The 273-nt window shown below is 71.8% G+C and carries 1 protein-coding gene; it reads left to right on the forward strand.

Going from position 1 to position 273, the window contains the following annotated elements; translation table 11 throughout:
- Positions 1 to 273, forward strand: a 273-nt coding sequence (locus DBV14_RS33030; protein ID WP_148092467.1) for an energy transducer TonB, incomplete at both ends; no start/stop codon positions are given.

Consider the following 273-nt stretch of genomic DNA (forward strand, 5'->3'; position numbering starts at 1 on the left):
CCACGCTCAAGCGCATGCAGGGCCTGGCCGGCGCCAGCGGCGCCGATGACTCGAAGGGCACGGCGCAACGCTCCTCCGGCCCGTCGAGCGGCTATGCCGGACGCATTGCCGCCGCCGTGCGTCCGAACATCACCTTCCCCGATGCCGACACCGTGAACGGCAATCCGGCGGCCGAGTTCGAAGTCAGCCTGGCACCCGACGGCACCATCGTCGGCGTCAAGCTCAGCAAATCGAGCGGCCTGCCGGGCTGGGACGACGCCGCCGAGCGCGGCC

It is taken from the genome of Variovorax sp. KBW07, assembly GCF_003852515.1.
Classification (GTDB): Bacteria; Pseudomonadota; Gammaproteobacteria; order Burkholderiales; family Burkholderiaceae_C; genus Variovorax.